Consider the following 9,354-nt stretch of genomic DNA (forward strand, 5'->3'; position numbering starts at 1 on the left):
CAAGGATAGCGCGGAGTGTGTGCTCAGGAACGAACGTCCATGTTGAGCGTATGCGGAAGATGGAACGTAAAGATGGCCTGAACGCCATCACCCCTAATCACACGCGCGTAAGCTGCGTTCGTTCATAAAACTGTCACCCTTGAACGCAGCGGGAGAGGGGAGACCAGAAGTCTGTGTGGGGCTTCCTGAAGAAGTGTGGTAGATCAGATATGCTGCCCGTCCTTGAATTTGCTCGTGCGGGAGAGGGGAGACCAGAGGTCTGCGCTAGTGGTATAATTGGCTTGAAACGATAGCTACGGTAGTTCGCTATGCTGATGCCTGATCGACTCCCAGACAATCTGACCGTGCGGGGAACGAATAATGCGTATACGGTGCTCAACCTCATCGGTCGTGGAGGTATGGGAGCAGTGTACCGTGTCCGGCGGGTGAGTGACGGCAGTATCTGGGCTTTGAAGGAGATGCGGCCGCTTGGCGACATCAGTGCTGAAGAGCTGGCTGAAACCCAACAGCTTTTTCTGCAAGAGGCTGAACTACTGCGCTCACTTTCCTTCCCCAACTTACCGGTTGTGATCGACCTCTTTGCCTATGAAGGTCGGCCAACCATGATTATGGAGTTCGTTCCCGGTAAGACGCTGGAAGCCATTCTCCGTGAAGCGAATGCCCCCATGCTTGAACAGCAGGTTATCGCGTATGGGATTCAGCTTTGTCGGGTTCTGCACTATTTGCATACGCGACAGCCACCGATTATCTATCGTGATCTGAAACCGGCAAATGTGATTCTGACGCCGGATGGTGTATTGAAGTTGATCGATTTTGGGGTGGCACGCCGGCATAAAGTCGGCAAGACGAAAGACACGATTGCGATGGGGTCAGCCGGTTATGCCCCGCCTGAGCAATACGGTCGTGGGCAGACCGATGCTGCATCAGATGTTTATGCCCTTGGCGCGACGATGCTGCATCTGTTGACGGCCATTCCACCGGTACCGTTGCAACCTCCCCGGCGGGGTGAGATCATCAGGATCAATCGCTCGGTCTCGCCTGAAACAGAGGCGATTGTGATTCGGGCGATGAGTCTGGAGCGCGAGAAACGCTTTGCCAGTTGTCTCGACATGGAGCAGGCGCTGCATAAGCTCTTGAAGATGCCATACGTTGATCCGACGCTCCGGATGCAGCCGCTGCCGTCCACAAAGCCGGCAGCGCCACCGCCGGTTGTGCCCCCACCTGCATCAACGTTGCCCGGTGCAGGCGAGGGCGTGGGAGTGGTTTGTGATCAATGTGGTCGCCTGAACAAACCGCAGGCACGGTTTTGTGCCGGTTGCGGTACAGCCCTGTCTGGCAAAGACGTCGTAGCGGAGCCACCACTGCGCAAACCACCGGCACGTCTGATCCTGCGCTCTCCCTATCGAACCTGGGAAGTGGTGCTAGATCGTTCGCCTATCCGGATCGGACGCCGTGATCCGCGCCGGACCCATTTTCCCGAAATCGATCTGGCAGAACACGACCGCGGGATTGCTTCCCGCCTGCATGCGATTATCGAACGACGTGGCGATCACTATATTCTCACCGATCAGAAGAGCACCAATGGGACGGAGATTAACGGTAAGCAAATTTTGCCCAACGTGCCGCAGCGTCTGCAAGCTGGTGATCGGATCAAGATCGGTGAGGTAGAGATGGAGTTTCGGTGGAACTGAAAGCACTCATTCTACGCGCTCCCGGTATTAATCGGGATGCAGATGCGGCCTTGGCCTGTGAGCTGGCCGGTGCACAGCCTGAACGAATTCACGTCAATCGGTTGATCGAACGCTCAATTCGATTGACCGACTATGCCATGCTGATTATTCCGGGTGGTTTCTCGTATGGCGATCACCTGGGTGCCGGTCGCTTGCTGGCAGTTGATTTGATCCATCGCATGGGCGAAGAACTTGAACGCTTTGTTGCCGATGGCCGGCCTGTGATTGGTATCTGTAACGGCTTTCAGGTGTTGGTGAAAGCAGGCTTACTACCTGGCCCGTTGCGGCAGCCACCGCGGGTAACCCTGACGACAAACGAATCGCAGCAGTTTGAATGTCGCTGGGTACGACTCGAAGCAGTGGCGCATAGCCGGTGCCTTTATACGCGGGATATCGAGCAGCCTATTGAAGTGCCGGTTGCCCATGGTGAAGGACGCATCGCTGTGCGGGATGAGGCAACCCTGGCCGAATTAGAAGCGAATGGGCTGGTAGCACTCCGCTATGTTGGCGAGGGGTATCCGGCGAATCCGAACGGATCGCCGCACGCGATTGCCGGTCTGTGCAATGCACAGGGGAATGTACTCGGATTGATGCCGCATCCCGAAAATGCCGTATTGCCCCACCAGCATCCACGCTGGACACGCGAACCGGCCCGGCGCGAAGGCGATGGGTTGCAGATTTTTCGCAATGCCGTGCGCTACGCCGCGTCGCTATAGCGTGCAAGCAGAACGTGTCTTGCTGCTGGAAAGCTACCCTTAGCGGTAGGTATTGGTCTTTTTCATCAAACCCGATGTGCAGCCGGACGTATGTCATACCTGCCTGGATTGCAAATCAACCTGAGAGGAAGCAGAGTGCAGTATGGTTCTCTATCCGCCTGACGATCCTTTTCTGATTAGCTTTACCTTGTTTGGTATTCCGATTGTGGTACGCTGGTACGGTGCAATCATTATGACCGGTGCTCTGCTCGCGGCAATGCTGGCTTCGCGCCGTGCCGTTGCCCGTGGCTACCATCCCGATCACGTCTGGAACCAGTTGATGCTGGGGTTGATCCTGGGCATCGCAGGAGCACGCATTTACTACGTGATCTTTGAGTGGGAACGTTTCGCACCAGATCCGTGGAGTGCGCTGAACCTGACAACTGGCGGAATCGCCATTCACGGGGCGATTATCGGCGCATTGCTCTCAACCGTGATCTACACGCGCTATGCTAAATTGCCGTACTGGGACTGGCTCGATGTCTGTGTGCCCGGTTTTCTGCTGGCGCAAAGCATCGGACGCTGGGGAAACTTCTTTAACCAGGAAGCGTATGGACGACCGACGGATCTGCCCTTCGGGTTGCGGATCGATCCGCAATATCGCTTACCGCCCTACAACGATCTGTCTACGTACCCGATTACAACTCTCTTTCATCCTACCTTTCTGTACGAGTCGGTCTGGAATCTGGTCGGGGTGGGGGTTCTGCTCTGGCTCGACCGGCGGTTTGGCCGTTTGGCACCGCCTGCACAGCGTCGGCTGAATCCGGGTGATCTGCTGTTTTTGTACGGCATCATCTATTCGAGCGGACGATTCTGGATTGAAGGTTTACGTACCGATAGCCTGTGTGTAAACGGGATTGGTGGCGAATGTGAGGGGAGTATTCGGGTTGCACAACTGGTCAGCGTGACGACAATCGTGCTGTGTGCATTCCTCCTCTACCTGAACCATCGCCGCCCCTTTGCCGGGTCGTCTACCGAGGCGCAGGTTGAGGCGGCGCAGGAGGGGTAGGCGAGAGGAGATAGAAGATAGGAGATAGGGGATAGAAGCGAGGGGAGAGAAGAGAGGAGCGAGGGGAGAGAGTGGGGAGTTGGGTGAGGTGTAGATCGGGTGTGATGTCGAGTCTGGTTTCACGCCATTGTGCGCTATCTACCGTCACCCGCATGCTATGTCTTTGAGTGCTCCATCGTGGTGGACAGCATTGGTATCCTCTGGGAACGCGAGCCTCCGGTTCGCTCTCTGCCTGCACCAGCGCATGGTGCCTGCGTCACGCGAGGTATTGCCACCGCGAACCGGCGCACGACAGTGGGAGACATCCGGTATTAGCATTCTCTTGCTCCTTGTAGTTCCGGGGACGGACAGAACATTTACCTCATCAGAAAGGTACAAATCGCACTTCTGCTCTCCTCTCTCCCGCACTGCGCTATGTATCACCCATAACTATAACGCATGGTGTCAACCATGCGCTATCTTGAGCAACATGCCAGGGAACAGTCGTACCGTGAGCGGTGCGCATCAGAGACGGAATGCGGCATGATTGCAGCGGGAGACATCGTGTCGAACCGTGGGGCAGGGTGCTTGAGCTGATGCCATCACGCTGTGCTATCGTGCGCCCGTTGCCTACGTGTCCCTGATGATGGGGATGGCGGAACGCAGGTCGGCAGCTTGCCCCACAGCGTGCTGATTCCGGTGGTGTGTAGGGGCGGGTTCTAAACCCGCCCCTACGAACGGTACCTGTACCGTTCACCTGACCATCCAAGAGATGCCGCGAATGGGAATGTCTTGTATCGCGTGCAATGGATAGTTTTTCAGATGTAATCTCAGCCTCTACGCTCACCTCTCCCGCACGACGCTATGCCTTACCCATAAGCGGGTGGTCAACTTCTTCGCTCACCAGCAGCGTCATCTTATCGTGCGCGATCTTGTGTACTATCGCGTTGCACGCTGTTGTGTGGGTCTCACGTCACGAACAGGAAGCGAATGGGAGCAGCGGGGGTAGCCGTTGTATCAGCCCGTGGCGCATGCGTCAAGCCTGCGTACCAGCGGTCATGGCCAGCACCTGCCGGCGGTAGTGGGGATGCTTCCACGCGAGCTGGAAGCCCGCGCCACGAGTAGCACTGGCAGCCTGGCCTAACGCAGCGTGACATGTGGGTAATGCATAGCGCACTGTGGGCAAGGGTCGGGGGTGAGGGTATTCGGTGAATGGAATTACATGCGTTATTCTACCCCTTGCCGCACAATCGCTCGTACAACTGTCGAAAGCCTTCACCGAGTGGACGGTAGCCGAAATGAGTGACGACCTTCGCCCGGCCATGCTCGCCAAAACGGCGGCGCAGGGCCGCATCTTCACCGAGAATCTGTACCTTCTCGGCATAACCGGCTACATCATCACGGGCGACCAGAAATCCATTCTCGCCATCGTCAACCACTTCGGGTAACGCAGCGACGTTGGTGGTGACGACCGGGCGTCCACAGGCCAGTGCTTCTGCTGGTGCAATCCCGAAACCCTCTAGCCGCGATGGAAAGAGCAGAATGTCGCAGCTCTGGTAGGCGGCCACCAGACCATCCCGATCCGGTGAACCGATTGGGATCATGCGGGGATGGGGTGGACCGGTATCGCGTCCCTGAAAGCCACCGGTGTAATACAACACATAATCTTCAGGCAGCCGATCCATAATCCGTGGCAGCAGATCAAAGCCTTTGCGACGGGTACGATTGCCGACAAAGAGCAGACGAATCCGGCCATTCGCCGGCGGTAGGCCATCATCGCGGCGCTGCATACCTGGCGGCGGCACAAAGACATCGGTGTCAATGCCGTCGTAGATGAGAACAGTGTCACGACGGCCATAGGTCGCTTCGACCATGCGTTGGGTAAAACGACTGACGCACACCACGGCATCGGCGTAAGCGATGGACAGCCCGTCGTAGCGCGACTCGACCAGGCGGTAGAAGAGGCGCTGGGCAAATGAACTGTACGGTTGCAGATCGGGATCGGTGGTCAGGTGATGCACGGTGGTTACCACCGGTCGGTCGTACCCGCGTAGACTGAAGGCTATGCGGGATCGGCCCTGAACGACATCAAACCGTCGCACCACATCGGCAGGCAGTGTATTGGGGATGAACATCGGGAGAAAATTGTACAGCTCAGGCAGCCGTAGCAGTTCAGAGGCCAGGCCGGAGCGACGGGTGGCACGGGTGATGTTCTGAATGCCGAAATCAACACCGCCCCGGCCCAATGGCGAGATGTAGAGAGGTCGTAGCATATTGACAATTCTCAACTCGTGCGCGTTATGGCGCTATTTCAGGTTGACACAGTTCACCAGTAGTCGCCGCAGAATGGTGGCAAGCCATCGAGTGCCTGTTCGAGCAGCGTCAATGCCTGCCGGTTCGGTGCGGCGAGGAGACCGAACGCAGCCGCTGTACGTGGGCGGAGATAGCGGCTGAGAAGCTGGCTGAGCGTGGCAGCGGTACAGGCGAGATCGGCCTCGCCTGCCCCCAGTCGAGTAACCTCTGCCCGGCCATTATCCCACGCGATCTGATAACGTCCGGCATTGTCGGGCAGCCAGTCATCGCTGATCTGGATGGTTAGACGCCCGTTGCAAACCGGGGGGAAGGGATAGTCGCTCAACAGACGGGTGGCATCAAGCACGCGCTGCATGAAGAGTGGGACAACAGACGTAGGGGCTGGTGCCGGCAGCAGCGCATTCAGTGGGGCATCAATAGGCGTTGGTATCTCAGCCGCCACAATCTGATCGGCATGCCGGGCGATGAAGACGAAGAGCTGGGCGCGGGCGACTGGATCGAGGGCCACAATGTCCCGACACACCAGCCGATCACCCTGCTCGTTCCGTTCCAGACGATAGATCAGGTATGAGCGACCACGTCCCTGTTCGTCGCGCCAGATAAAGGCGTGGTACGGATCACCGCTCCAGGTGTGCAGCACATCCAACTGCCACCAGTCGTGATCGCGTACCAGTGGGCCATACCGTCCACGTAGCGCACCGCGGTAGATGGTATCGAGTTCGGCGATATGGGCAGCGGTTGCAGCAACGTATGTACCGGGGGCGGCAGCAAACGATTGCAGAAGATTAGGCGACGCCTGAACCAGCCGGCGTTCACCGGCCAGTGCCCAGCCCAGGCGCTGGTAGAACGTGTGACGGAAGGGATAGAGTAGCGCCAGCACAGCTCCGCGTTCGCGCAGTTCAGCACAGGCGTAGCGCAGCAATTGTTCGGCATAGCCACGTCGGCGATGTTGCGGCCAGGTCGCTACACTGCCAATCGCGCCAACCGCCAGCTCTCCGTACCCGGCCTGCATCTGAAATGGCATGATCTGCAACTGCGCGACAGGTTCGCCGTCAACAAACAGGCCGCGCAGTTGGGCAATGACTGCCGGGGTGTAGCGATCACGGTGATACTGGCGGGCGAACGCATAACTGTCGAGCGCCCAGAATTGCTCGAATTCTGCCAGCGAGAGTACGCGATAGTCAATCATGAGCGTGGCTTTTCAACCAGAATGAAATAACTACCACACCGCATCCAGCCAAACAGCCAGAGGTCGAGTTCCATCAAGAGGGTTACGGCCAGCAACGCATAATAGACCGGCCCCTTCTTGCGTAGCCGACTGCGCATGCGCTGGCGAGCCCGAATTTCACGCGCTGCACCGGCGCTGACTCGTGAAGGAACCGACTCAGACGCCGAACGGCTCCGGCTGCGTCCAATCAGGGCTTCTCCCAACTTCATCAGGACGTGTTCGACAAAGGTCGTGAACAGGCTATTCCAGAAGATGACCTTTACCGGTCGCAGGCCGGCACGTTCAAACGCCGCCAGCACATCTTCCCAGGTTTCCAAGGCTTTGATATGGTCTGACTTGCGGAGCTTCTCGCGCTCGAAGTCGTACACGCCTGCTTTGACAAAGAGGCGACCCAGAAAGCGGCTGACATCAATCAGCGGCTGGATCGGCGACCGCTCGCGGGTGTTCGAGAAGGCCAGCATCCGCCCACCCGGACGCAGCACACGGGCCGTTTCGGCCAGATAGGCATCGATGACCGGTAACGGAAAGTGTTCGAGAATGTCAATCGCAAACACTTTATCGAAACTGTTGTCGGCGAACGGCAACAGCCGCGAGTCGGCCTTTGCCAGGGTGACGGTACGCACCGCTTCATCGGCGAAGAGCGTGGCCGGATCGGAACCGACCATCAACCCGACATACTTCGCGTTCCAGACCGCATGTTTGGCTGTGCCACACCCGTTATCGAGCACAATATCGTTCTTCTGCCAGCGCATCAGTCGGCGCAGCGTGCGATCACGCACACCGGCAGCCAGCAGCGGTGGTGCCAGCTCCCGGTAGTCCAGTTCGGCAGCCAGTTGCTCTTCATCGCTGACATACTTTGATACGTAATCGAACTCTGCCCCTCGTGGCATCAAATCGATATAGCCATCGCAGAACGGGTAGAGTGTCTGACAGCGCGGGCAACGTACACCGTTGGCTTCAACCACCAATGGACGTACCCGGCAGGTTGGGCATTGTAACAGTGAAAAGATACGTTGGTTGATCATGGTGATGGTGGAATCCAGCGCCGTTGGATTTCGGCGGCAAGGATGCTATCGAAGAGCAAGAGAAAGAGACCTTGAACCAGAATGCCGGCCCCCATACCCTGACGGTCGGTGCGTTCACCTGCCCCTCGGATGAGCCACAGACCACTCCCGATGTAGAGGAGATCGAGACCGGCGTTGATCAGCAAGATATTCCGTAACCGTTCGGCAGCGGCGTGGGCTTCATTTTCGTCAATATCACCGAGCGCGAGGTCTTCGGCCTTGAGCAGTGCCTGTCGGCGTCCGGCAACGGCCAGCAGCCAATCAATTGCGCCCCAGCTTATGGCTTGAAGCCCAAAGTGTCGCCAGAAACCTGGAACGAGCGCCAGAATCGCGCCGCCGATAACACTCCCAAGCCCCCACTGGGCCAGTGGCTTGAGCGCATGGTACTGAAAAGAGAAGAAGTTGTTATTCATCATCGCATCTTACCCGAATGATCCGAGTACTCGTCGCGGTCGGCATTAGTATACACGGGATGGGCCAGGTTGTGGGCAGCGCGTGAGGTATTGATTCGGTCGTGTGACAGAACGGGACACGGATGGACGCGGGGCTGGCGGATATACGCGGATGTGCTGGCAGGGTTGGTGATATGTAACCTGATGCTCCGCACCACTACGTATTCGTGGTTATCGTGACGGGACACGGATGGACGCGGGGCTGGCGGATACACGCGGATGTGCTGGCAGGGTTGGTGATCCGTACCCTGACACTACGCACACGAGGAAGACGGGAGAACGCATCGGTAGTGGAATGGTGGGCATTGCCGTGCGTGTCATGCGTTGTATCTTAACCTAAGCTGCCACCTACGCTGTGCGCAAGCCACGGAGGTTGAATGCCAGGATGAACAGCACGACGCTGCGCATAGCACCGGGCAGCGTAACTGTCTGAACCATGTAGGTAGCAGCCAGTGCCTAGGGACGCGCTACTTCACGCCTTAAGGTGGCAACTCGGATTATACTCATCCTCTGTGTTCGCTGTGCCTCTGTGGTGGATAACAGCATCCCAGCGACCAGCAGGGTCTACAGCGTGACACGCGCCCGAAACGAAGCACGGCTGGTGAGGTAGCGTGGCTGCCTCACTCCATACCGCACGACACGCGCATGACGAGCAGGCAAGGCAAGCAATCCAGCGCGATTGGCAAGTGTTAATGCGCACCTGTACGGCTGTCTGGGATCACGACAGCACAGCTTTTATGAAACAAGTTTGCTCTGTTGCAACCATTGATTAAATGTGGTAACAATGGCTTCTGCACCCGCGAGCAAGCCGTTCTGGCAACGTT

At 57.6% G+C, this 9,354-nt stretch carries 7 protein-coding genes; 3 read left to right on the forward strand and 4 right to left on the reverse strand.

Annotated elements, in window-relative coordinates; all coding sequences use genetic code 11:
- Window positions 1–308: 308 nt before the first annotated feature.
- The 3 genes from VAE55_RS08740 to lgt all read left to right on the forward strand — a co-directional run bounded on the left by VAE55_RS08740 (window position 309) and on the right by lgt (window position 3,494).
- A complete protein-coding gene (locus tag VAE55_RS08740) occupies window positions 309–1,691 on the forward strand; it encodes a protein kinase domain-containing protein (RefSeq protein ID WP_322815402.1) in 1,383 nt (460 codons plus the stop codon).
- The gene (purQ, locus tag VAE55_RS08745) at window positions 1,682–2,446 is read left to right on the forward strand and encodes a phosphoribosylformylglycinamidine synthase I (protein WP_322815403.1); all 765 of its coding nucleotides are present in this window, start codon (window positions 1,682–1,684) and stop codon (window positions 2,444–2,446) included. The genes VAE55_RS08740 and purQ overlap by 10 nt, the downstream gene beginning before the upstream one ends.
- Before the next feature lie 142 nt (window positions 2,447–2,588).
- A complete protein-coding gene (gene lgt, locus VAE55_RS08750; protein WP_322815404.1) occupies window positions 2,589–3,494 on the forward strand; it encodes a prolipoprotein diacylglyceryl transferase in 906 nt (301 codons plus the stop codon).
- Window positions 3,495–4,705: 1,211 nt separating this feature from the next.
- Here lgt and VAE55_RS08755 read toward each other — a convergent pair.
- Genes VAE55_RS08755 through VAE55_RS08770 form a run of 4 tightly spaced genes read right to left on the reverse strand, consistent with a single transcriptional unit; the run spans window position 4,706 to window position 8,494 of the window.
- Window positions 4,706–5,746, reverse strand: coding sequence for a glycosyltransferase family 4 protein (locus VAE55_RS08755; protein ID WP_322815405.1), 1,041 nt, complete (start codon window positions 5,744–5,746; stop codon window positions 4,706–4,708).
- A gap of 53 nt (window positions 5,747–5,799) precedes the next feature.
- Entirely contained in the window at window positions 5,800–6,975 is a 1,176-nt protein-coding gene (gene eis / locus VAE55_RS08760) for a GNAT family N-acetyltransferase (protein ID WP_322815406.1), read from the reverse strand.
- Window positions 6,972–8,039: a class I SAM-dependent methyltransferase gene (locus tag VAE55_RS08765; RefSeq protein WP_322815407.1), complete on the reverse strand. Its 1,068-nt coding sequence runs from the start codon at window positions 8,037–8,039 to the stop codon at window positions 6,972–6,974. Before VAE55_RS08765 ends, eis begins: the two co-directional genes overlap by 4 nt.
- On the reverse strand, window positions 8,036–8,494 hold the full coding sequence (locus VAE55_RS08770; protein ID WP_322815408.1) for a DUF6992 family protein: 459 nt from the start codon (window positions 8,492–8,494) through the stop codon (window positions 8,036–8,038). Before VAE55_RS08770 ends, VAE55_RS08765 begins: the two co-directional genes overlap by 4 nt.
- Window positions 8,495–9,354 lie beyond the last annotated feature (860 nt).

The organism is Chloroflexus sp. (assembly GCF_034432675.1).
In the GTDB taxonomy this organism is placed as follows: Bacteria; Chloroflexota; Chloroflexia; order Chloroflexales; family Chloroflexaceae; genus Chloroflexus.